This window comes from Mucilaginibacter lappiensis, from assembly GCF_900155965.1.
GTDB lineage: Bacteria > Bacteroidota > Bacteroidia > Sphingobacteriales > Sphingobacteriaceae > Mucilaginibacter > Mucilaginibacter lappiensis.
The window spans coordinates 110947-135720 of the sequence record NZ_FTMG01000007.1; the positions used below are offsets into that span (position 1 = coordinate 110947).

A 24774-nucleotide genomic window follows, 5' to 3' on the forward strand; every position below is an offset into this window, starting at 1 on the left:
GCTCAGACTGACAACCCTCCTTTTTGAGTATTCCGTAGTTTCATATCTAAAACATCCGCTCAAATTCAACAAATAATTCCCGGATACACTAAATTTCGGTCAAAATTGCGAATTTGCGTTATATAAAATAAGATATAACGTATCGTCCATGAAAAAACCTTTACTTTTTATTACAACTGTTTTAACCACGCTCACCCTATTTCATTTAAATACACATGCCCAGGAAAGGGACACCTCCAAACATGTTTTCCAGCTTGGGCAAGTGAATATCATTGGTACCAAAGATAGTTTACGATCAGATAAATTAAGTTCGGGTACTATCAACCGGTATAATCGTTTAACCGTATCCAGCGCCTTAAATCTGCTGCCTGGTGTTACGTTAACAGCCGTGGGCCCCAGGAATGAATCGGCGGTGAGCATCCGCGGGTTTGATGTACGTTCGGTTCCTATTTACCTGGATGGCGTGCCCCTGTATGTACCTTATGATGGCTATGTAGACCTGGCCCGGTTCAATACCTTCAATTTATCAGAAATACAGGTTGCCAAAGGCTATTCATCCGTTTTGTACGGCCCCAATGCCGAAGGTGGTGCCATCAACCTCATCAGTCGTAAGCCGGTAAAACCGTTTGAACTGAGCGCCATTGCCGGCTGGTTAAGTGGCGGCTATGGGCTAAATACTAATATAGGCTCCAACCTGGGCAAGGTTTATTACGAGATTTCGGCATCGCAGTTAAAACGTAACTGGTACCCGTTGTCGCATGATTTTGTACCAACAAAGAACGAGGATGGCGGTCACCGCGACAACTCTTATAATAACGACATCGCTGTAAGCGGAAAAGTTGGTTTTACCCCCACGGCTAACCAGGAATATGCTGTAGGTTACAGCTATCAGCATGGAACCAAAGGTACTCCTGTTTACACCGGCGATGATGCGGCTAACCCTTTATTTAAAAGTCCGCGCTATTGGAAATGGCCAAATTGGGATACACAAAGCCTTTATTTGATCAGCAATAACCGCATTAATAGTACCAACTTAATCAAAACCCGCTGGTACTATGATCAGTTTAGAAACAACCTGCAAAGTTTTGATAATGCCTCCTACAACAGCATGACCAAACCTTATGCCTTCACCAGTATTTACAATGACTACACATTGGGGAGCAGTATCGTATTTGAAAATACCGACTTAAAAAACAACAGTTTTAGCGTAGCCGGTCATTTTAAGCAGGATGTGCACCGTGAGCATAATGTAGGGGAGCCCATAAGACGCGATGCGGACAACAACTTTACCATTGGTGCCGAGGATACTTATCACCTAACATCGGCTTTAAAAGCCAATGCCGGTGTAAGTTATATGAACAGACACAGTATTGATGCTCAACAATACACCAACAATGTGGTGAGCCAGCTGCCCGCCAATAGCAACAGTGCCTGGAACTTGCAGGGTTTGTTACAGTACGATATCGACACTACCAATGCCATTACCTTATCGGTAGCCCGCAAAACACGCTTCGCTACCATTAAGGACAGATACTCCTACAAATTCGGCACGTTTATCCCCAACCCTGATCTGAAAGCCGAGAATGCTTTGAATTACGATTTGAGCTATCATACCTTGTTCGTGGGCAAACTATCGGTACAGGCATCCTTATTTTACAGCAAGATAGGTAACCTGATACAAACGGTAAACAATGTACAGGTTGATCCTAAAACGGGCACTAACTTATCACAAGTACAAAATGTAGGTCGTGCGGAGTATTATGGTACTGAATTGGCCATTGGTTACCCTATTGCCGACCAGGTGCGGATTGATGCCAATTACACTTATCTGAAACGTAAAAATCTATCAAGCCCATCTATTTATTTGACCGATGTACCGCAAAACAAAGTATTTGGATCGATACAGTACACACCCATCAAAAAGCTATATGTGATGGCATCGGAGGAGTATAACTCTAAAAGATACAGTACTAGCTACGGCACCGTATCCGGTGAGTTTGCCCTCACCAATGTAAAAGCGCATTTAACACTGGTTAAAGGATTTTCGATTGAAGGCGGCGTAAATAACCTGTTTGATAAGAACTATACCCTGGTAGAAGGCTTCCCCGAAGCCGGGCGTAATTATTTTGCTAATGTGATATTTAGTTATTGATGAACCATTGTCATTCTGAACGGAGTGAAGAATCTGTTCTGCACTTTCCAATTCAATAATAGATTCTTCACTCCGTTCAGAATGACAGTCTTTTAATTTTAAAGTTAATGCCCCCTTCCGTTTAGTATCAAATAGCACAAGGTCATTATTTATTAAATTTGTACATGAACCACCCCAAACATAACCCGCTTTTGAATCGGCTAAGAAAAGGCCGGGTTATGTTCCTGCTGCTCATCTTTGTTATAGTATCCGGCTGGTGTTATGTAGATAGCAGCATTGAAACAGGCCCATACAATCTGGTATATCCCACCAATTTTGGCAACCGAGTTAACATCCCGGCTGATAATCCTACCACCAAACAAGGTGTTTACCTGGGTCGGATGCTTTTTTACGAGACCAAACTTTCGAGCAATAACAAACTCTCCTGCAGCAGCTGCCATCAGCAGGATAAGGCATTCACCGATGGACGGGCATTTAGCCCCGGGGTAGATGGTATATTAACACCACGCAATTCTATGTCGCTGGTCAACTTGCTTTGGGCGCGTAAGTTTTTTTGGGATGGCCGCGCCAGTGGTTTGGAAGAACAAGCCATGACACCATTGACCAGTCCGCACGAAATGGGGCAATCATTAACTACATCAGCACAAAAATTAACCCAAGCAACCAACTACCCTACCTTGTTTAAATTGGTTTATGGTGATGAAAAGATCACTGGTGATAGAATAGTAAAAGCTATATCACAGTTTGAGCGTACGCTGATATCGGCCAATTCCAGGTATGATCAGTACCTGCGGGGCGCTTACCAACCTACGCCTGACGAATTAAAAGGCATGGAGTTGTTTAATACGATGCCTCATCCTGAAAAAGGTATCCGCGGGGCTAATTGCAGTCATTGCCATGGTGGTCCCAAAACCTATATGGAACTGTTTCATAACAACGGCCTTGATAGTCTGCCCAAAGACTCCGGAATGGAAATACTGACCCGCTTACCGGCCGATCGTGGTCGTTTTAAAGTACCTACACTACGCAATATAGCCTTCACAGCCCCTTACATGCACGACGGCAGGTTTAAAACGCTGGAAGAGGTAGTTGATCATTACAGTGAACACATCGAGCAATCAGCCTCATTAAGCTCATTTCTGCAGGGCGAGTCCAACGAGCCCGGGGGTAAAAGCCTGAAACTGCTGCCGGTGGAGAAAAAACAGCTCATCGCTTTCCTGAATATGCTTACTGATTCTGCGTTTATCACCAATCCCGCGTTTTCCGATCCGCATTTACTCAGCACAAAAAATAAAAAGCACTAAATTTATACCCATGAAGAAACAATTCCTGATAGCCTGTATGGTTTTACTAAGCTTTACAACTATCCCATTTATATCGCAGGCACAAACCATTAAAATAAGCGGCGAGGTTAGTACACCCTTAACTGTTGATGCTGCTTACTTGCAAAAATTCACCCAAACCACGGTGGTACGTAAAGACCGGGACGGGAAAGATCATACCTACAGTGGGGTTATCCTGTCGGAGATATTGAAAGGTGCCGGTGTTACCCTGGGCCCGGAACTGAAAGGCGAAAACTTAACCAAATACCTGCTGGTGGAAGCCAGCGATGGTTACCAGGTAATCTTCGCGCTGGCCGAACTGGATAAAAGCTTTACCGACCGTGCCATCATCCTGGCAGATAAGGTGGACGGCGCGCCCCTTGCCACTGCAGATGGCCCCTACCGCATCATTGTACAGGACGAAAAGAAACCCGCCCGCTGCATTAAACAAGTAACGGCAATGCAGGTGCATTTTGTGAAATAATATTTAAAAACTGTTATTCTGAGCGAAGCGAAGAATCTATTCGTGAACTTAGCAATCAATAATAGATCCTTCGCTTCGCTCAGGATGACAAACTATTTTGTGTTTATAGGAATTCTTTCTATTTTTCTGGAGCGGACCGCATTTAAAAATCACCCCAATATTTCCGCAATATCTTCAAAGCCCTTTTCGCGGGCCAGATCGGCGGGGAGTTTACCACCTTCCATACGTACATTGGTAATGGCACCATGCTCCAGCAGCAGGATCAGCATTTCGATATTGCCGTTTTGCGCAGCCGAATGTATAGGCGTAGCGCCTGCCTGTTGTTTTACATTTACCTGCGCGCCGTTTTCAACCAGCAAACGGGCTATAGCGGTATAATTACCGGCACAAGCCGAGTGGATGGGAGCAACCTGGAAACCATTATTGGATGGCCGGTTTACATCCGAACCGTTACTTACAAGGTAACGGGCAACCGCTTCATGCCCAAAATAACAGGCCAAACCCAGTGGGGTAAAACCATCGGAGGCGTGATCATTAACAGTATCGGGAGCAGTTTCTACAAAATGACTTACTACCTCTAATTTCCCTGCAGCAGCGGCTTCAAACAGCGTGATCTGGTTAACGTATCTTAATAACACATCGGTAACCTCTGATTTTTTGTAGTAACACGACAACATTAAGGGTGAAACCTGGTGACTGGTTATGGTAGTGGCCAGCGCAGGGCTTTGCATCAGTAAGGCTTCCAGCTTACTCAGATCGGCGGTGGTGATGTATTGTTCCAGCTTTTCTATACTCATGGCGTACATTGGTTCAAGCCGCAATTACTCGGGCTATGCTTTTAATAAGGTTCTTTTACGAGGATGGTACCAGATGGTTTTCAATAATACTAAAAAATAAAAATACGATTAAATAATTGTTTAATCTGCTAACTTTATGGGAAGGGAGTTCGGATGTCGGATGTTCGATTTCGGATTTACTTTGATTTGGGATTTCGGATGTTCGATTTCGGATTTATCATATTTGAAGATGTAAGCCCTTTTTACATTCACTTAAATCCGAAATCGAACATCCGAAATCCGAGATTCCAAATCCGAAATCACGTGAAATTTTATGTAAGTTTGCACTTAAAGGATGTTACATCAGCGATGCCGGTAAAAGGAAATCAGTTTAAATCAAATAGTTTTAAGGACGATAATCAGCCCCGCCAAACGGGAAAAGCTGAAAAAGAACGTGTGGTAAAGCGCAGGCTGCCCAGTATGCCGCGTTTTGATATGGAGAATGGCAAGGCGATCAAAATAGCAGGTTTGCTATCGCTTTTAATGTCTATCTTTTTCCTGATAGCCTTTACCTCCTACCTATTTACCTGGCAGGAAGACCAGAGTTATATATCAACCACTAATGGCGGCTGGCACAACCTGGCCACTGGTAAAACCATACAGGAAATTGCCGACACTGGCAACCCGCAAATAGCACAAAACTGGCTGGGCAAATTCGGTGCGTTGCTCAGCAATCAGTTTATTTATGAATGGTTTGGTGTGGCGTCGTTCCTGTTTGTGTTCATCTTTTTTGTGATTGGTTATCGCCTGTTGTTCAAGGTACGGCTATTTTCAATGATCAAGACTCTGGGTTACACTTTGTTTAGTATTGTGTTTATTTCCACCACCATAGCTTATTTCCACGCTTTTATTATTGATTATCCGCACTACCTGGAAGGTGGTTTTGGTTACTGGACAAACCGCTTGCTAGATGCGCAGATCGGTCCGGCAGGTACCGGTGGCTTTCTGGTATTTGCCGCGCTTGCGGTTTTGGTAATTGCCTATAACATCGATTTTAAACTGCCGCAGCGTAAAAACAGACCTGTAGCGCCGATAGCTGTTGATGAAGTATCGCCCGAACCAGTTGAAATGACGGAGGAAGAACCCTCTATTCCATTGGAATGGCCACGGGGTAATAATCGCATCAAAGAAACGCATGTGACCTCCATTATGCCCGAGCCCATGCAGCAACACCCGCTGACACAAACGCCTATTTATCATGAGCCTGTGGTGCTTACACCTTCTTCTACACATGAACCGGAGGAAGAAACGGAGATCCCGCTCACCATTGATACCAATCGTCCAATGCCTGAGCTGAACGTTGAAAAGACTGACGATGACAAGGCTAAGGACCTGGTGAGCCAGTTTGGTATTTACGATCATAAACTCGACCTGGCAACCTACAAAATGCCTCACCTGGATCTGTTGGAGAACCATGGATCGAACAAAATATCGGTTAATGCCGAAGAGCTCGAAGCCAACAAAAACAAGATTGTTGAAACGCTGAACCATTATAATATTGAGATCGATAAGATCAAGGCTACCATCGGGCCAACGGTTACGCTGTACGAGATCATCCCGGCGCCAGGTGTGCGTATCTCCAAGATCAAGAACCTGGAGGATGATATCGCCCTGAGTTTGGCCGCATTAGGTATCCGTATCATAGCGCCAATGCCGGGCAAAGGAACCATAGGTATCGAGGTACCAAATCAGAATCCCGAGATGGTGTCGATGCGTTCTATCCTGTCGACAGAGAAATTCCAGAATACCACCATGGATCTGCCCATTGCTTTGGGTAAAACTATATCTAACGAGGTATTCATTGCCGATCTGGCCAAGATGCCTCACTTACTGGTGGCGGGTGCTACCGGTCAGGGTAAATCAGTTGGTATCAATGCCATATTGGTTTCGCTGCTATACAAAAAGCACCCATCTGAACTGAAATTTGTGTTGGTGGATCCTAAGAAGGTGGAGCTCACGCTTTTCCGCAAAATTGAAAGACACTTTCTGGCTAAACTCCCTGATGAGGGCGATGCCATTATTACCGATACCAAAAAGGTGGTGAACACCCTCAATTCGCTTTGTATTGAGATGGATCAACGTTATGACCTGCTGAAAGACGCGCAGGTACGTAACCTGAAAGAATATAACGCCAAGTTTGTAAACCGCAAAATAAGCGATCCCGAAAAACACCGTTACCTCCCATTCATTGTACTGGTGATTGACGAGTTTGCCGATTTAATGATGACTGCCGGTAAAGAAGTAGAAATGCCTATTGCCCGTATTGCCCAGCTGGCCCGTGCGGTGGGTATACACCTGGTTATTGCTACCCAAAGGCCATCGGTTAATATCATTACAGGTACTATTAAAGCCAACTTCCCTTCCAGATTGGCTTTCAGGGTACTGTCAAAGATCGATTCACGAACTATTTTGGACGCGGGTGGCGCCGATCAACTGATCGGTCGCGGGGATATGTTGTTCAGTACCGGCAGCGACCTGATCCGCCTGCAATGCGCCTTTGTGGATACACCTGAGGTAGAAGCCATTTCAGACTTTATAGGTAACCAAAAAGGTTACCCAACTGCCATGTTCCTGCCCGAATATGTGGGCGAAGGCGAAACCAGCAGCGCCAAAGAATATGATCCGGATGACCGCGACCCGATGTTTGAAGAAGCTGCCCGCCTTATCGTGATGCATCAGCAGGGTTCAACTTCGCTCATCCAGCGTAAAATGAAACTGGGTTATAACCGTGCCGGTCGTATCATTGACCAGCTGGAGGCAGCAGGCATTGTAGGCGCCTTTGAAGGCAGCAAGGCCCGCGATGTACTTTATCCTGATGAATATAGCCTGGAACGCTATCTGGAAACTCTTCAAAAACCCAAAGATTAAACTTATTCAAATTTATTTGCTCTAATCCAGTAACTATTAACAGTAATAGTTGTTGATGTAAAAAACACTGATGAAAACGATAATCCTTTATTCCATTTTAGCTATAAGCACCTGCAGCACCGCTTTCGCCCAAAAAGATACACAAGCCAAAGCTATATTGAACCAGGTAAGTCAAAAATACAAATCGTACGATGCTATCAAAACCGATTTTAGTTTTACGCTGGATAACCCACAGGCCGGTGTTAAAGAAACCCAGAGCGGTACTTTAATTTCAAAGGCCAAATCGGGCAAATACAGGGTAACCCTTTATGCTTCGGCCGGAGCCAAAGATGTAGACAAAGAGATCATCAACGATGGCAAAACTCAGTGGACCTACCTCAAAAAAGATAAAGAAGTACAGGTGGGCGACGCGCCAAAAGGCACTGACGGTATCAGCAACCCTTCGCAAATTTTCACCATTTATGAGCACGGTTACAAATACCTGTACACCGGCGAGCAAAAAATAGGCGGAAAAGCATACCAGGTCATCGATCTGACCCCAGAAAACGAAAAACAAAATATTTTCAAGGTTCGCCTGTTGATAGATAAAGCGAAGAAACAGATCTACAGCGCGCAACTGTTCGACAAAAACGGCAACAGATATAATTACACCGTACGCAGCTTTACCCCAAATGCGCAGGTTGCTGATGCCACATTTGCATGGGACGCGAAAGCACATCCCGGCGTGGAGCTGGTTGACCTGCGATAACGTTTTACGTTGGACGTGATATGTTTACGTTCTGATATTTTGCAAGAAGAGCGATGGTTTTACCATCGCTCTTCTTGTTTTGAGTAAATTCTTTTATGTCATTGCGATAGCGTGGCAATCTCCTCATGCTAATCAATCCTGCAAAGTTTAACACTTGGCCTGATGAGATTGCTTCGTCGTTCCTCCTCTCAATGACATATTTTTTTATTGTGATTTGTCACCAATATTGGCGGGGGGACGCAACTGACGGGAAGAAAAACCTATTACGTAAAACGTCCAACGTAAAACTTATTTCCCTTCCACTTTAGGCGCTCTTTTATCAGGCATAGGACCGCGTTGATGAATGATCAGGCCGTTTAGAAAATTACGTAGGATCTGGTCGCCGCAGGGTTTAAAGTTGGGATGATCATCTGCGCGGAAAATAGCGCCGAGTTCCGTTTTGGTGATGCGGAAGTTAACCAGTTCCAAAACTTTTACAATATCATCATCGGTAAATTTCATCGCTACGCGTAGCTTTTTCATGATATCATTATTGCTCATGCTCTTCTCTTTTATTATCTTGAAATATCTATTTTAACTTTTTTGTTTTTGATCTTTTCGCCTTTCACAGCTTGTACCGCATGTTCAATACGGTTACGTTTTACTGCCGCGTATGATGCAAAGTCGTGTACCTCTATCAGCCCTACATCTTCCTTATCGAGTCCACCTTTTTTAAGCAGCAGACCAACAATGTCAATCTTGTTTACCTTATCCTTTTTACCGGCGGCAATATACAACGTGGCCCACGGCGATAGTGGTGGTATCACCGGATTTTCGGGTAATTCCTCTACCTCAGGCATTTCCTTTAAGTATGATGGTCTTTCATCAGGTGCCAGGATCAGGTACGAAGTCCCTTTAGCGTGCATACGTGCGGTGCGACCGTTACGATGGGTATAGGCTTCCTCATTATGCGGCAGTTGGTAATGTACCACATGATCAATCTCCGGTATATCCAGTCCACGGGAGGCCAGGTCGGTCGTAATGAGCAGGCGATGGCTCCCATTCCGGAATTTAAGTAAAGCCCGTTCGCGGTCTTCTTGTTCCATACCACCATGAAATATATCATGCGGCAATCCACGGTCAAACAGCAGATCGCTGATCCGCTCCACCGCATCACGGTGGTTACAGAAAACCAAAGTAGCATTATCGCCTATTTTACAGATGAGCGCAAACAGGGCATCCAGCTTATCGGCGGCTTCGGCTATAACGGCCTTTTGCTTAATATCAGGCACCGAAGCGGCATTGGTGAGGTAATCCAGCGTGGTAGGCCTTATCATGCCTGTAAAAGCCGGAATCTCATCCATTTTAGTAGCCGATGTCAGGATGCGCTTTTTAATGGCCGGCATCTGTTTAATGATATAAGTCATATCCTCCTGGAAACCAAATTCCAGGGCCTTATCAAACTCGTCCAGTATCAGCGAGTGGATGGTATCGGTATTAAAACTTTCCCGGCGCAGGTGATGCGCGATACGGCCCGGCGTGCCGATCAATACCGCAGGTGGCTGCGACAGGTTGTTCCGCTCAATTTTTACCGCATGACCACCATAGCAACAGTTCACTTTAAAACCGCTGCCTATGGCTTTAAAAACCTGCTCTATCTGCAAAGCCAACTCGCGCGATGGCACCATAATGAGGGCCTGTACAGTAGGTATTTTGGCATCAAGCAAACTCAACAATGGCAATAAAAAGCCCAGCGTTTTACCAGATCCTGTAGGCGACAGCAGTATCACATCGCTTTTTTTGGCGGCGCTGATAGCAGCCTCCTGCATAGGGTTTAACGCGTTTATCTTAAGATTCAGAAGGGCTTGTTTGATCATTATTTGTGCTGGAGTATGCGCAAAGATAAGCTAAATAAACGACTCACCCGGTCATCGCTTGAGGCCGAAAGAGTGTAAAAATGGTTTGTCATGCTGAACGGAGTGAAGCATCTGTTGGACGCTATGCTTATCGTAGAATAGATCCTTCGCTACGCTCAGGATGACAAAAAGAAAAAAATTAAATCTTCTCGTCTTCCAGTTCTTGATGCGTTTTATCCTGAATATATTGGGCTATTTCGGCTGCCTGCTCGTGGGTCAGGTCGCCAAAGCCGGTATATTCCCATTCGCGCAGATCATCGTCAAAAACAATATCGCCCAAACCCACTTCTCCCTCACTTAGTTTAAATACACCGGTTACGTATAAGGCCCCGCCAGATATGGTTTGGTTTACGGGCTTTATGGTAATGTCACGTTTCCCATCTTCAGTATATAACGTATATTCTGCCACTTTGATCATCTTTTTAGGTATTTACGTACAAGACAATCACCAAACGATTTTGTTTATTTTATCAACCTAAAAATGAAGCCTTTACCAGCCCATAATTTGCATCGCCCGGCTAAATTCAGGCTGCAGGCCGGCATCTATTTGCATGGTTTCGCCGGTAACAGGATGCGTAAATTCCAGGTGCGAGGCATGCAACAGCATGGTTTCCATCTCCCAGGTTTCTTTAAACAATTTGTTCTGCTTATTGCATCCATGGGTACGGTCGCCTATAATAGGATGAAAAATGTGGCTAAAGTGCTTGCGTAACTGGTGCATGCGCCCGGTAGTTGGCACCGCCTCTACCAGCGAATACCGCGAGGTAGCATGTTTTCCCAAAGGCACATCCAGCTCGGCCCTTTTTAAAGTAGTATATTGAGTAAAAGCATCTTGAAGTGTGCCATTTTCTTTACGCAGCGGATAATCAATATCCTCCTGATCGGGCGTATGACCGCGAACAATGGCCAGGTATTTCTTGTGCACTTGGTTTTCCATAAACTGCTGTTGCATGGCAATCTCGGTAGGTTTATCCAACGCAAACAACAATATGCCCCCGGTTTTACGGTCGATACGATGAGCCGGGTTTACCTTCTGGCCTATCTGATCGCGCAGTAATTGCAGGGCAAATTCCGATGCATCGGCAGCTATAGGCGACCGGTGTACCAACAGTCCGTGTGGTTTATTGATGGCGATAAGATGCTCATCGCGGTATATGATCTCTAACATGCAGCTCTCATTCAAAACGCGAAGGTACAACGCCGCGTAACAATTTCATTTTACAAAGTATAGTTAACTAAAAAAAACATTTTAAATAGTGGGCTTTTTATATCTTTAGTACCAACTAAAATCTTTTTGCAATATGGCCACTACCGCAACCGCATCATCAGAGGGCGCCCCTGCTGATGATATCAATAAAGCGTCAACCCGCTTATTTTCGTTAGACGCTTTGCGCGGCTTTGATATGTTTTGGATAATGGGCGGCGAAGAAATTTTTCATACCCTGGCCAAAACCACCAAATCGCCATTTTGGGAGGCCATAGCCTTGCAATTTACCCATCCTGATTGGAATGGCTTTCACCTGTACGATCTGATATTTCCATTGTTCCTGTTCATGGCCGGCGTATCCACCCCATTTTCGGTAGGCCGCGAACTGGAAAAGGGCAAAAGCCGCGGGCAATTGACCCTAAGGGTGATCAAAAGGGCAGCCATACTGGTGCTGCTGGGCATTGTTTACAATAACGGGTTAAATATTATGCCCATATCGCAAATACGCTTTGCCAGTGTACTGGGCCGTATTGGTATTGCGTATATGTTTGCCAATATCATTTACCTGTACAGCCGGGAGCGTATGCAAATGGTATGGTTCTGGGTGTTCATTATAGGGTATTGGTTGCTGCTCAAATTTACTTCGGCACCGGGTTTTCCGCATGGCGATTTGACTATGCAGGGTAATTTTGCATCCTATATGGATCGTTTGATATTGCCGGGCAAACTGTATTTAGGTATCCATGATCCGGAAGGGCTATTTTCTACCATACCGACTATCAGCACAGGGTTGCTGGGTATATTAACCGGCCAATTGCTAAAAAAAACAGGCTTGGCTCAAACCCGTAAAGTAGCTATTATGGCGGTTACGGGCGTCATATTCCTGATTATAGCACAAATCTGGAACCTTGATTTCCCGATCAATAAAAATTTGTGGACAAGCTCATTCGTGATGCAGGTAGGTGGTTTAAGTCTGTTGTTGATGGCCCTATTCTATTATGTTATTGATGTACTGGGTTATAAAAAATGGGCCTTCTTTTTTAGGGTCATTGGCATGAACTCTATCCTGATCTATATCTCAGGTCACTTTATCAAGTGGCAATATACCACCGACGGCTTTTTTGGCTGGATAGGTCAGCTGGTTGGCGATCCCTATAATATTGTGGTGATGGCTGTTTGCTTTATTCTGGTGAAATGGATTTTTCTTTACTATCTGTACCAGAAGAAGACATTTTTGCGGGTGTGATAAAACAACACAAATACTTTCCCCTCACACGTCATTGCGAGATACGAAGCAATCCCCGACTTACAGAGTCCTCTGTACGATATAGAGATTGCTTCGTATCTCGCAATGACGGACTTATCAACTTTTCTTAACCCACTGCTGCTGCTCTTCGGGCGTAAAAAATGTCCATGCCATGATACGGCTAGCTTTTTGCCCTTGCGACATATTGATCGTTTGCACTTCTTTGGCACCGGCCTTTTGCAAGGCATTGTACAAAACGCGCAGGTTTTCTTTTTTGGATACCAGCGAGGTGAACCATAAACATTGTTTGGCAAACCTGGTGCTTTGCGTAGCCATCACCTTTAAAAATGAGGCCTCGCCGCCGGGATACCATAATTCGGTATTTTGACCACCAAAGTTTAGTAATGGTTCCTCTTTGCCTTTTGCCTTCTGTAAGCCCAGGTTATTCCATTTACGGCGCGAGCCTTCGGCAGCCTCTTTGATAGAAGCATGAAATGGGGGATTGCAAATGGTCAAGTCAAAAACCTCGCCGGGTTTTATGGCAAATACAAAAATATCTGCACGATGCTTTTGCAGGCGTAATTCAACAGCATTTTTAAGCTGGTCATTGCTGTCAATGATTTTTTGTGCCGATTCAATAGCTGCCTCGTCAATATCTATCCCCACAAAACCCCAGCCGTACTCCTGCACACCAATAATAGGATAAACACAGTTAGCGCCTACACCAATATCCAACACCCGTACCTTTTTACCCTTCCGGACAACGCCACCATTCGATGTAGCCAGCAAATCGGCAACATAGTGGATATAATCGGCCCGACCAGGTATCGGCGGACATAAATAATCCTCGGGAATATCCCACTTAGCAACTTGATAGTGATGCTTCAACAATGCTTTGTTAAGCATTTTTACTGCTTCGGGGTTGGCAAAGTTGATGGTTTGATTATCGTATTTATTTACCGTAACAAAAGGCCGTAAAGCTGGCGTAGCCCTCATCAGCGCTTTAAAATCGTATCCCAGGCGGTGCTGGTTACGCGGGTGCATGGTTTCCTTTGCTTCGGGTTGGTTTGGGGCTGATTCTGGCAAGTTCTTTATTTTATTAATGATTTATCCTACAATGCTGCCCAGATTGGCAGGTGAATAGTTTATGGATTTCAGGGTTTTGTTATCTGCTGTACGATATACCAAAAATAATCCGTCAATCTCTTTATAGTGCGATTCGGTACCGGCTGTGTTACGGTAGTGCTCAATAGTTTGGTTAGCCTCCTCAATGCTTTTGCAGGCTTTGCTCATATTGGAGCGATGTACTTCGTCAAACAACTCTTTAAATTTTTGACCCAGTCCAAATTCCAACACGGCACCCGACAGTACATATTGCAAATCGCAAAGAGCATCGGCTATTTCAACCAGGTTGTTATCATCAACGGCCTGTTGAAGCTCCTTCAACTCTTCGGCCAGCAGTTCAATACGCAACTGGCTGCGTTCCTTGGATGGGATAGCCGGCTCGGCAATAATGGGATGTTTAAAGGTGGTATGAAATTCGGCTACCTGGTTTAATGAGTTTAAATCTTTGATCATGGTATGAAAACAATATAAGCGCTGCTAAGTTATCAATTAACTCAAAAGCTTTCAAAAAATGATTGTCCACAAAACAGTAGAATATAGTCTGATACAACCATTTATATCATACATATTCATTAACCTCATCAGCATCAAATCCAATTACACTGATTAATAATATACAATTAATATTAAAAGTTAATACTACAGACTTAAAAATGAACACAATAGCTCATTTATCTTGTTAATAATTAATTAACATTGATTATCTTTATTAACATAAACATAATATTAAAATCACTGTTTATTAACTTAGCTTTGTGCCGAAAAATAATTTCACAAACACTTCAGAATTTCCTTGTCCAATAATATGAAAAACGATAAAAATAAAACCGCCGCAAAAGAGGCCCGCAAAACACTTAAGAAACAATTGAACGATAAACTGTTTGCCCAGATCAAAACTGTGGTAGGCGAATTTGAATCAGATTTAAAAAAGGTGAACAAAGCTATTGAAAAAGCTTCAAAAAACCTGGCTAAAACATTAGCTGCAAAAATTGGTGCAGAGAGCGCTGCTCCTGCTGTTAAAACCGTAAAAGAAAAAAAGACAACAACAGCTGTACCTGCTGTTAAAACAGCTTCTGTTACACCAGCGCCAAAGGTTGCTGCTCCAAAAGTGGCCGCACCGAAAGTTGCTGCTCCAAAGGTAACTGCTCCGAAAGTTGCTGCTGCAAAAAAACCAGCTGCAACACCAGCACCGGCTCCTGCAAAAACAGTAACTAAAAAGGTAACTACACCAAAAGCGTAAGTTTTATATTGCCATATATAGGGCATAACTATGCTCAAAAATAAGCAAGACTCAAACAGAGCCTTGCTTATTTTTTTTACTATGCTCTTATCTGAACATACCTCAAATTCCCAATTCACCCTTCTCCAGAATCCGGATACCGGCCCTTTAACATCAGCATATAGGCCGAAGCTTATTTGTTTTTGAATATCGTAGTGGTAAAGTAGTGCCTCATTAATATAATCCGGCTTGTTTCTACTTTAGTTTTGCTTACAGGCGATGAAAACTAAATTTGTTTAAATAAATTCGTCTATTGATCTGCTGAAGGCAAGCCTGCATTACTTAAAATTAAGAGACGTACCATACCTATTCATATTTCACAGTTAAACCCGTTTAAATGCAACAGTTACCTAAACGCCTTTTATCTATTGATGTGCTGCGAGCCATCACCATGTTACTGATGATATTTGTTAACGATGCCAGCGGTGTAAAAAATATCCCTGAATGGATAGATCATGCACCAGGTAAAGCCGACGCCATGGGTTTTGCCGATACTATATTCCCTGCGTTTTTGTTCATTGTGGGCTTATCGTTACCCTTTGCTATCAAAAACAGGCTCAACAAAGGCGACTCTTTTTCCTCTATTTTAGTTTATATACTTACCCGAAGCGCGGCGCTGCTGATCATGGGTTTTTATCATGTGAACCTGGAAAGCTACAGCGATACTTCCCTGCTGCCTAAACCACTTTGGGCCATATTAATCACCCTGGCTTTTTTCCTGATATGGCTGGATTATCCCGAAACCATGGCAAAAGCCAAAAGATATGCCTTATCAGGCCTGGGTATAGCCATACTGATTGCCATGGCTATCATATATAAAGGTAATGACGACGGTGAAATTACTGGTATGCGCCCAGAATGGTGGGGAATACTGGGCATCATTGGCTGGGCTTACCTCATATGCGCCATTGTTTATCTGCTGGCCAAGGGAAAACTGAATATTCTTTTTCTGGTACTGGTATTATTTGTGGCCATCAATATAGCCCGGCATACCGGCATCATCCACAAAAGACTATTCCTCATTGGCGATGCCTCCTCCTTGTGTTTAACTATGGGCGGTATTGTGATATCAGAGTTATACGCACGCCTGGTTTCGTTGGGCAAAACGCAGCGCATGTGGCTTATTTTCGGACTTACCGGCGTATTGTTGATTGTGCTGGGACTGGTGATACGGCCTTACACTCAAGGCATCTCCAAGATCCGCTCCACCCCGGCCTGGATATTCATTTGCAGCGGCATCACTATCCTGGTATTTGAATTAATGATATACCTGGTTGATGTAAAAGGCAAAAAAAACTGGTTCAAATGGATCTGGCCAGCGGGCACCAGCACACTCACCTGTTACCTCATGCCTTATTTCCAGGTTTTCCTGTTGATGCTTTTCCATATCAATTACCCGGATATTTTTAATTCAGGTATTATTGGCCTGGCCCGTTCCATGGCTACCGCATTCATATTGATCGCGCTGGTTGGACTCATGGAAAAAAAGCGGATCAGACTCAAAGTTTAATAAATAATCATACCATACTTAAACCTCATCATAAAATGATCAACCTAAAACTTCATAAACAAATACTGGCCAAAGCCATCCTTTGTTTATTGCCATTTTTATTACCCGCAATTACGCTTAAAGCACAAAAAGCTACTAAGTATGTAATTATTGGGTACGTTGGCGGCTATAAGGGCGTAGCCAATATGGAAATGGTGAACCCCGAAAAGCTTACCCATATTAATTATGCCTTTGTAAACGTAAAAAATAACCGGGCATTTTTAAGTCACGAAAAAACCGATACCATTAATTTCAGGAACCTGGTATTACTTAAAAAGCGTAACCCTGCGCTTAAAGTGCTTATATCAATAGGTGGCTGGACCTGGAGCGGAAACTTCTCCGATGCTGTATTAACGGACACCGCCCGCGAGGCCTTTTCGGCCAGTGCGGTAGCTATCATCAAAAAATACAATCTGGATGGTGTTGACATTGACTGGGAATATCCTGCTATGGGTGGCAATACTGGTAATATATACCGCAAGGAAGACAAGGAGAACTATACGCTGATGTTTAAATCGTTACGCAAACACTTGGATACGCTGGAGAAACAAACCAACAAAAAGCTTTTGTTGACCACTGCTGTGGGTGGCTTTAAACGTTTTCTGGAGCATACCGAAATGGACAAAGTACAGCAATACCTCGACTATATAAACCTCATGACGTATGATTATTTCCAGGATGGCTCGGGTATAGCGGTTCATCATACCAACCTGTATGCCTCCAAACAATACCAAACCGAAAACTATGCCGATAAAGCTGTATCCGATTATATTGCCGCAGGTGTGCCTGCCAGCAAATTGGTATTAGGCGTGGCTTTCTATGGCCGTTCCTCGAAAGTACTGAATATTGCCCAGAATGGGCTGGGAATGAAAAGGGCAGAGTATATGCACGTAGGTGGTTATACGCTGATCAAAGACAGCCTCCTGAACCGCAATGGTTTTAAATATTACCGCGACCGCAATGCCGATGCTCCCTACCTCTTCAATGCCACAACCAAGCAGTTTATATCATATGATGATGAATGGTCTATAAAAGCCAAATGTCATTACCTCATCAAACATAAAATGGCCGGGGTGATGTTTTGGGAATATGCCGATGACAAAAAGGAATACTTGCTTAATGAGATAGACGCGAGATTGAAAACTAAGTAAAAAAGAGACTTGTCATCCTGAACGGAGTGAAGGATCTGATCTACGACACGCAAATCGGCGAATAGATCCTTCGCTGCGCTCAGGATGATAAATAAATTAGTTCTCTACCTCCTCCCCAACCACAACACAGCGTTTTCAAACAGTTTGTTTTGGGTATCAGAAGTAAATATCTGGTCGCCGTGACCCATGTTAATGTATAGCATTTTGTATTTGGTATTAGTCCACACTACCGGGATATCGCCCTCGCGGATAATATCTTTTTTACCCAGAGGATAATTGGCTGGATCGAGCGTTACCAAAACTTTAATATTCTTATTTAACCGCGGACTTGGTTTCCATCCGTACCACTCATTAATAGGCGATACAAAATGTGCAGGGATGCCTTGAGTTACCGGGTGTTTAGTATCATCAACCACCAACTTTGCCGGCAGCGGGGGCCAACTGTTATTATAAAACACAGCGCTACCCAAAAAGCCCACAAACCAAGACCACTTGGTGTAATTGTCGTTATATCCCGCTACATGAAAGCCGATCCAGGCGCCGCCCCTATCCATGTATTTTACAAAAGCGGCGCGTTGTTCTTCGTTCTGTGGAAAGTCATTCAGCCAGATGATGAGATGATAGTTTTTCAGGTTATCATCATTCAAATTTTTCCAGTTGGTAGTAGCCTCAAAAGCAAAGCCATCTTTAGCTGCCAGATCGGTAAAATACTTAATGGCATCCTTGGCAAAATCAACATGATCCGATTCAACCGTGGTGGTATAAAGTGCCAGCATTTTAAATTTAGCGCCCTGGGCAAATATTGCCGTGCAGCACATGACCGTTATAAGTAGGCAAAACAGTTTTTTAAACATCATATGGTTATTTAATGTTGGTGTTATTACCTGCAGCCCAGAAAATGGCGTTAGTCACCAGTTTTACCCAAGCCGGATTATCGAGCAGATTTGGCGAATGCCCCATGAAAATATAAACATTACGGGCCTTTTTCTGCTCGTTTGTCCAAACCACCGGGTGATCGCCCATTTTGATATCGCCTTGCGGATCGTAGGTTGATTCATCAACACTGGCCAGCACATGCACATTGGGGCGCGGACTTTTATCATAGGTATACCACTCCTCCTGTTGTATCAGGAAAGATGCAGGAACGCCTTTCATCACCGGGTGCTTTTTATCTTCTACGTTCACCTTTCCTTTGGCAAAAGTGGCGATATAGTTTTTGTAGGTGATGCCCCCCATAAAGTTCGAAAACCATTGCCATTCATGATAGCCATCAAACTCGCCCAAAAGCGTAGCGTGATGAAAACCTACCCAACCACCTTTACCTTCATCAATGTATTTTTGAAAGGCAGCCATGGCTTTGTCTGTCCAGGCATAGGGCACGTAATCCAGCTGCAAAAACAATTGGTATTGGCTCAAAAATGCGTCGTCGATTTTATCGGTATTCTGTATATAGTCAATAGTAAAACCCTTTTCAGTGGCCAGTTTATCCAGCCATACTTTGGCGCGTTTGGAGAATTCAATATGGTGCCCGCCGTTCTCATACAGGGCCAATACTTTAAAGTGCTTGGTTTGTGCGTTGAGGTTAAAGCAGATAAAAATGCCGAGGCAAATAAACAACAGTAGTTTTTTCATACGTTTTTTGAGTATAATGTTTCTAAGATTTTATTTATCCATGATGGTTTTTAACGAAGCCAGCAACGTACGTGAGTTGTTATTTAAACCGGTAAACAACTTTTTATCTTCTGCCGACCAGGGATGGCCCCGGCGATAATCCCACCAGCGATATTCAATTTTAGAGTATTCATTGGTGATGCCTTTTTCTACCGGCTTTTCATAATAATTATACGCGCGATAGATATACCCGGTATCGGTTACCGTGATAGTTACATTGAACTTTAACCAGTAGTAGTTCCCAGAGTCGCTGGTGACCACTTTAAACAACCCTATGCCATTAATAGTTCCGGCTTGCTGATCAATAACAGCATTACCTTCCGACTGATTGGGGAATACCATGCCAAACCATTTACTCGCCCGCTGAAACAATTCGGATTTAACGGCAATATTTTTTGAGGTGCTTTCATAATTTACTTTCCCGTTTTTCATAGGGATATCGATTTTGGTAGTATCTGTTTGCGCCCATACAACAGATGGCAATGCTAAACAGTTTATCGTAAAGTAAAGGATAACAAGTAGTAGTATTTTTTTCATACAGGTGATAAAATAGAGTGCAGTACCTCAGCGGCACTACAGCAACCAAATATCTTAATTTGCGTCTATAAAAAGCCTTTATGGCTGCCCTACTTTACCACTACGATACACGGATTGCCATTTTTGAACAAAAAGTTTCCCCTATAATTGCCCGACCTAAACCGTAAGGTCATACTATGAAAACTTTTAAAATTACATCCGTTATCTTGCTGCTCATCGTTGGCACCTCACTCATCAGTGCTGCACAAACCAAACGCCCGCGTTTCAGGGCCATTGCCATTGCCGAAGTTGGCGGGGGCCATGCCCTGTTTGATGCCGCCGCCAAAATATGGCTGGATAAACTGGCTATCGATAGTAATTTCACGATTGACTATATTACCGATACCAAACCCATAACCAAAGATTTTCTGAAGCAATACCAATTATTCATCCAGCTGGATTACCCACCTTACCCCTGGGGACCAGAAGCCCAGGCGGCTTTTACAGAATACCTGGAACAGGGCAAGGGCGGCTGGATGGGTTTTCATCACCCCACCCTGCTGGGCGTGTTTGATGGTTACCCTATGTGGCAATGGTATTGCCAGTTTATGGGCGGTATTGAGTTTAAGGATACCATACACGGCGGCACAACTGCACTGCTCACCATAGAGGATAAAAACCACCCGATTATGGCCGGCCTACCGGCATCGTTCACTACCAAAGATGAATGGTATACTTACAATAAAAGTCCGCGCCCCAATGTACACGTGTTGGCGAGCATTGACGAGAGCACCTATGTACCCGATAAACCCATTAAAATGGGTGATCACCCGGTAATATGGACCAACGAGCACATCAAGGCAAAAAACATCTATATAGCTATGGGACACTTCCCCGAACTTTTCCAGGACAGTACATTTACTACTTTGGTGAGGAATACGATATTTTGGGCGGCGAGGCTTAATTAGTGAATTATCGATTGGAAACACTTTTTCCTTTTTTGTAAGCAGATAAGCTTCGGATGTAACCGGGAAAGAACTGCCTGATAGGTTACAAAAGTGGGTTTACATGGTTTATACTTTTCATGGTTAACATTGATTTATTAAATTGAAAATCAATTAATTATGAAATTTTATGTCCAATTTATGTTAACCGACTTTTTATAGTTTTTGTCTTCTCAATACCTGTCCCCGATAGAGGTAATAGTCCATAAAAAAACAGTGGTTCAAAAAAGGTGTTATGTTGATTCCTATGATAAAAGCAAAAGATTTTGATAAGGGGCCTAAGAAAGTCATTTTTAATTCCCTCACCACGGGAGGGGCAATGTCATTAAGTTAAGGGGAAACGCAAAAGCAATTCCGCAAAAGCCCCCTCTAAACGGCGAAGCCCTCATGTAATAATCTCCCCCGGAAGGGGAGACTTAGCTTCAATTTTTTAAAGTCCTCCCTACCGGGGAGGATTTAGGGGGGCTCCATGTGCTTAACTTAATGACATTGCCCCTTCCCAAGGGAAGGAATCACACAGGGCTCTGGCTCTTTTGATGGATGGCATGCTGCTCCGTCGAAGGGTGCCAATAATACCAATGCAGGCCACCTCTACATTAACACTACAAAAACCTTCAAACAAACTTACTACCGTTAAAAATCGATATATACCTCCACTACAAACAAAACATTTACCCTTTATATTAAAATGTTTTTTAAATTACCTTTTTAATCCAATTACCGAGCTCACCTTGTACTGCCGGTTTTATAAAACATTTTAAAATACCCTTCGGGGAAAGCTTTGTTGATGAAGAAAATCATACTATTGATTATTATTTGCCATGCTTTAGTTTTTGCAGCTGCGGCACAAACTACCATTGGTATACCCGCCATTAAAAACTACACGCATACCGATTACAATGCCAGTACCGAGGTATGGGATGTAAAGCAGGACCGTAATGGCATCCTTTATTTTGCCAATAACGACGGACTTTTAACTTTTGACGGCAGCTATTGGAAAATATATCCCCTACCCAACAAAGGCACCATCAAGGCTTTAGCCATTGACCCTGATGGAAAGATATTTGTTGGCGGGCAGGACGAGATAGGCTACTTTTTTCCCGATGCAAACGGTATCCTGAAATATCATTCCATTAAACACCTCATGCCGCAAAAGGCCAGACAGTTTGCCGATATATGGAGCATTGTGCTGTTTAAAAACGAGGTATTCTTCCGCACCATTGAGTGTGTTTTTGAATATAATAACAACGAGATCAAAACATTCGATGCACCCGGCGGCTGGCGCTTGTTATCAAAAGCGGGGTCACAACTTTTTGCCGAGGATAAGGATGAAGGACTGATGTTTTTTAAGGATTATCAATGGCAGCCCTGTCGTACCCAGTTACAAACTGCCAGTCTGCACATTACCGGGGTGATGGATTATAACCGCGATACGGTGCTGCTTACTACGTTGAAACAAGGTTTGTTTTTATTCACCGGATCAACCTTAATAAAAAAACCTACCGCCATTGACCCTATTTTACAAAACGACCTGGTTAACTGCGCCAAAAAAATAGGCGATGATCGCTATGCCATAGGTACCAAAGCCCGTGGTTTGATCATTATTGATGGCAAAGGAAACGTGGTAGAAAGGTTTTCGAATAACGAAGGGCTGCAAAATAACAACGTATTAGGCCTCCTGCTTGACCGCGACAAGAACCTGTGGCTCGGCTTGGAAAGCGGCATTGATTTCATTAACTATAACACATCAGTTAAACGTATTTATGCCAACAAGGATAACCAGTTAAAAAGCAATGCGGTAAGTGTGTTTAACAACAAGCTGTTCATCGGTACCTCAAACGGACTATACAACGTTCCGCTTGATGCCCGGCAAAATGATATCAGCAACAATAAGGGTGTATTTACGGAAGTGGAAAATACCAAGGGCCAGGTATGGAGCCTCCGCGAAATAAACCACAACCTGTTGGTTGGGCACGAGGATGGCGCTTTAGTAGTTGATTATAACCGTGTAAAACAGATCACCAACCGGGAAGGTGCCTGGAGGTTTCTGCCTATTCCTTCTTCGCATGATATTATAGCCGGAACTTATACCGGCTTGCAATTGATCAAAAACAATGGCAATGATTTCACAGCTGGCGCTAAAATGGAAGCCTTGTATGAATCGTTACCTACGTTGGCGAAAGACAATGACGATCATGTGATATGGGCCTCGCACTCCTACCGGGGCGTTTATAAGATACAGCTATCTGCCGACAGAAGGAAGATCATCCGCTATACCCAATATACTGATCGTAACGGTTTGCCTTCGGTAATGAATAATCATGTTTATTTTCTTCGGGGCAAGGTTCTGGTAGCTACGGAGAAGGGTGTGTATGAATATAATAACCGTCAAAATAAATTTGCACCATCGGCATTTTACAAACCGGCTTTGGGCAATACCTACATAGAACATTTAACTGCCGATTCTACAGGTAATATCTGGTTTATCAGTAATCAGCGGGTTGGGGTTATAGATTTTAGTAAACCATCAAGCAGCCAGCCCTACACGGTGATCTACTTTCCTGAGCTGGCCGGACAAACTGTGAAGGGTGCCGGTTACATTTATCCGTATGATAAGGAAAACATTTTCATAGGTTCCAACAATGGCGTATTTCATTTAAATTACAGGCAATATGTTCAGTCAGAAACTAAGCTAAATGTGTTACTAACCACCGTAAAAGCTATTGCCGAAAAGGACAGTTTGATATTTGGCGGTTACTTTATGAAGGATAACGACGTGGCTGGTGTTCAAGGTAAAAAACAGATCGTTACTTTATCCAACCACTGGAACTCTTTTCATTTTGAATACTCTTCTACCCTGTTTGCGCAAAAAAGCAATGAGGAGTTTTCCTACAAGCTAGAAGGCTTTGATAGCGAGTGGTCAAAATGGTCGGTAAAAACCGAGAAGGACTATACAAATTTACCTTATGGTCGATATACTTTTTCCGTAAGGGTACGTAACAACCTGGGCAATGCCTCTACCCCGGTTAGTTATACCTTTGTGGTAGATCCGGCCTGGTACCAAACTACCTGGGCCTATCTTTTTTATCTTTTACTGGTAGTTTTCGCCATTTATTTAGCGATGAAAGAACAGCGAAAACGCTTCGATCTACACCAGCAAAAACATGAGGAAGAACAACGCCGCCTGAGTTATCTGCACAGCCTGGAGCTTGACAGGAACGAGAAAGAGATCATGGCCCTGAAAAATAACAACCTGGAATCGGAATTAAACTATAAAAACAAGGAGCTGGCCACCATTACCATGCACCTGGTGGAGCGCGGCCGTATCCTGCTCAATATTCGCGAAGAGCTGGTAGCGGCCATTAAAAAAGTAAACATGCCCGATTTGACCCACGAATTCCGGAATGTTTTTAAACTGGTAACCGATACCGAAAAAAAGGACGACGACTGGAACCATTTCGCCATTTACTTTGACCAGGTACATAACAATTTTCTTTCCATCATGAAAACCCGGTTCCCCGGGCTTAGCCCCACCGACCTGAAATTATGTGCCTATCTACGGCTTAACCTTACCTCTAAAGAAATAGCGCAGCTCATGAACATTTCGCTCAAGGGCGTCGAGATCAGCCGGTATCGTGTGCGTAAAAAACTGGGCTTAGCTACGGAGGTAAATTTGTATGATTTTTTGATTGATATAACGAAGTAAATTAAAATATGTCAT

General features: G+C 43.6%; 21 protein-coding genes. 11 read left to right on the forward strand and 10 right to left on the reverse strand.

Annotated elements, in window-relative coordinates; genetic code table 11:
* Positions 1–148 precede the first annotated feature (148 nt).
* From BW976_RS14815 to BW976_RS14825, 3 genes are all read left to right on the forward strand, one after another.
* On the forward strand, positions 149–2152 hold the full coding sequence (locus tag BW976_RS14815; protein ID WP_076374092.1) for a TonB-dependent receptor plug domain-containing protein: 2004 nt from the start codon (positions 149–151) through the stop codon (positions 2150–2152).
* A gap of 164 nt (positions 2153–2316) precedes the next feature.
* Entirely contained in the window at positions 2317–3456 is a 1140-nt protein-coding gene (locus tag BW976_RS14820) for a cytochrome-c peroxidase (RefSeq protein ID WP_076374093.1), read from the forward strand.
* Between the two features lie 10 nt (positions 3457–3466).
* Positions 3467–3958, forward strand: a complete 492-nt coding sequence (locus tag BW976_RS14825; RefSeq protein WP_076374094.1) for a molybdopterin-binding protein — start codon at positions 3467–3469, stop codon at positions 3956–3958.
* 149 nt (positions 3959–4107) lie between these two features.
* Here the strand turns inward: BW976_RS14825 and BW976_RS14830 are convergent, their stop codons facing one another.
* Positions 4108–4755 (reverse strand): ankyrin repeat domain-containing protein, encoded by a 648-nt coding sequence (locus BW976_RS14830; RefSeq protein WP_076374270.1) that lies wholly within the window; start codon positions 4753–4755, stop codon positions 4108–4110.
* Positions 4756–5103: 348 nt separating this feature from the next.
* On the opposite strand from BW976_RS14830, the gene BW976_RS14835 reads away from it, so the two are divergent.
* Positions 5104–7662 carry an FtsK/SpoIIIE family DNA translocase gene (locus tag BW976_RS14835; protein WP_076374095.1) on the forward strand — a complete coding sequence of 853 codons (2559 nt, stop codon included), beginning with the start codon at positions 5104–5106 and terminating at the stop codon, positions 7660–7662.
* Between the two features lie 70 nt (positions 7663–7732).
* On the forward strand, positions 7733–8410 hold the full coding sequence (locus BW976_RS14840; RefSeq protein ID WP_076374096.1) for an outer membrane lipoprotein periplasmic chaperone LolA1: 678 nt from the start codon (positions 7733–7735) through the stop codon (positions 8408–8410).
* A 288-nt stretch (positions 8411–8698) separates the two neighbouring features.
* On the opposite strand, the gene BW976_RS14845 is transcribed toward BW976_RS14840, so the two are convergent.
* The 4 genes from BW976_RS14845 to BW976_RS14860 all read right to left on the reverse strand — a co-directional run bounded on the left by BW976_RS14845 (position 8699) and on the right by BW976_RS14860 (position 11473).
* Positions 8699–8950, reverse strand: a complete 252-nt coding sequence (locus BW976_RS14845; protein WP_076374097.1) for a DUF1456 family protein — start codon at positions 8948–8950, stop codon at positions 8699–8701.
* Positions 8951–8964: 14 nt separating this feature from the next.
* Positions 8965–10266, reverse strand: a complete 1302-nt coding sequence (locus BW976_RS14850) for a DEAD/DEAH box helicase (RefSeq protein WP_076374098.1) — start codon at positions 10264–10266, stop codon at positions 8965–8967.
* Positions 10267–10444: 178 nt separating this feature from the next.
* Positions 10445–10723 carry a hypothetical protein gene (locus tag BW976_RS14855; RefSeq protein WP_076374099.1) on the reverse strand — a complete coding sequence of 93 codons (279 nt, stop codon included), beginning with the start codon at positions 10721–10723 and terminating at the stop codon, positions 10445–10447.
* A 72-nt stretch (positions 10724–10795) separates the two neighbouring features.
* Positions 10796–11473 (reverse strand): pseudouridine synthase, encoded by a 678-nt coding sequence (locus tag BW976_RS14860; RefSeq protein WP_076374100.1) that lies wholly within the window; start codon positions 11471–11473, stop codon positions 10796–10798.
* A gap of 133 nt (positions 11474–11606) precedes the next feature.
* On the opposite strand from BW976_RS14860, the gene BW976_RS14865 reads away from it, so the two are divergent.
* Positions 11607–12758: an acyltransferase family protein gene (locus BW976_RS14865; protein ID WP_076374101.1), complete on the forward strand. Its 1152-nt coding sequence runs from the start codon at positions 11607–11609 to the stop codon at positions 12756–12758.
* A 117-nt stretch (positions 12759–12875) separates the two neighbouring features.
* On the opposite strand, the gene rlmF is transcribed toward BW976_RS14865, so the two are convergent.
* On the reverse strand, positions 12876–13844 hold the full coding sequence (gene rlmF / locus BW976_RS14870; protein ID WP_076374102.1) for a 23S rRNA (adenine(1618)-N(6))-methyltransferase RlmF: 969 nt from the start codon (positions 13842–13844) through the stop codon (positions 12876–12878).
* Between the two features lie 21 nt (positions 13845–13865).
* Positions 13866–14336 (reverse strand): pyrophosphohydrolase domain-containing protein, encoded by a 471-nt coding sequence (locus tag BW976_RS14875; protein WP_221283360.1) that lies wholly within the window; start codon positions 14334–14336, stop codon positions 13866–13868.
* A 352-nt stretch (positions 14337–14688) separates the two neighbouring features.
* Here BW976_RS14875 and BW976_RS14880 point away from each other — a divergent pair, with 352 nt between their 5' ends.
* From BW976_RS14880 to BW976_RS14890, 3 genes are all read left to right on the forward strand, one after another.
* Positions 14689–15123 carry a hypothetical protein gene (locus BW976_RS14880; RefSeq protein WP_076374103.1) on the forward strand — a complete coding sequence of 145 codons (435 nt, stop codon included), beginning with the start codon at positions 14689–14691 and terminating at the stop codon, positions 15121–15123.
* Positions 15124–15499: 376 nt separating this feature from the next.
* Positions 15500–16672 (forward strand): DUF5009 domain-containing protein, encoded by a 1173-nt coding sequence (locus BW976_RS14885; protein ID WP_076374104.1) that lies wholly within the window; start codon positions 15500–15502, stop codon positions 16670–16672.
* Positions 16673–16707: 35 nt separating this feature from the next.
* A complete protein-coding gene (locus BW976_RS14890; protein ID WP_076374105.1) occupies positions 16708–17862 on the forward strand; it encodes a glycoside hydrolase family 18 protein in 1155 nt (384 codons plus the stop codon).
* Positions 17863–17966: 104 nt separating this feature from the next.
* Here BW976_RS14890 and BW976_RS14895 read toward each other — a convergent pair whose 3' ends face one another.
* From BW976_RS14895 to BW976_RS14905, 3 genes are read right to left on the reverse strand one after another with little or no spacing between them, the layout of a single operon-like run.
* Positions 17967–18680: a ThuA domain-containing protein gene (locus BW976_RS14895; protein ID WP_217696257.1), complete on the reverse strand. Its 714-nt coding sequence runs from the start codon at positions 18678–18680 to the stop codon at positions 17967–17969.
* 43 nt (positions 18681–18723) lie between these two features.
* Positions 18724–19494 (reverse strand): ThuA domain-containing protein, encoded by a 771-nt coding sequence (locus BW976_RS14900; protein ID WP_076374107.1) that lies wholly within the window; start codon positions 19492–19494, stop codon positions 18724–18726.
* Between the two features lie 30 nt (positions 19495–19524).
* On the reverse strand, positions 19525–20070 hold the full coding sequence (locus tag BW976_RS14905) for a DUF4468 domain-containing protein (protein WP_076374108.1): 546 nt from the start codon (positions 20068–20070) through the stop codon (positions 19525–19527).
* A 176-nt stretch (positions 20071–20246) separates the two neighbouring features.
* On the opposite strand from BW976_RS14905, the gene BW976_RS14910 reads away from it, so the two are divergent.
* Complete coding sequence (locus tag BW976_RS14910) at positions 20247–21017, forward strand: ThuA domain-containing protein (protein WP_076374109.1); 771 nt, start codon at positions 20247–20249, stop codon at positions 21015–21017.
* 823 nt (positions 21018–21840) lie between these two features.
* Positions 21841–24759 carry a two-component regulator propeller domain-containing protein gene (locus tag BW976_RS14915; RefSeq protein ID WP_076374110.1) on the forward strand — a complete coding sequence of 973 codons (2919 nt, stop codon included), beginning with the start codon at positions 21841–21843 and terminating at the stop codon, positions 24757–24759.
* Positions 24760–24774 lie beyond the last annotated feature (15 nt).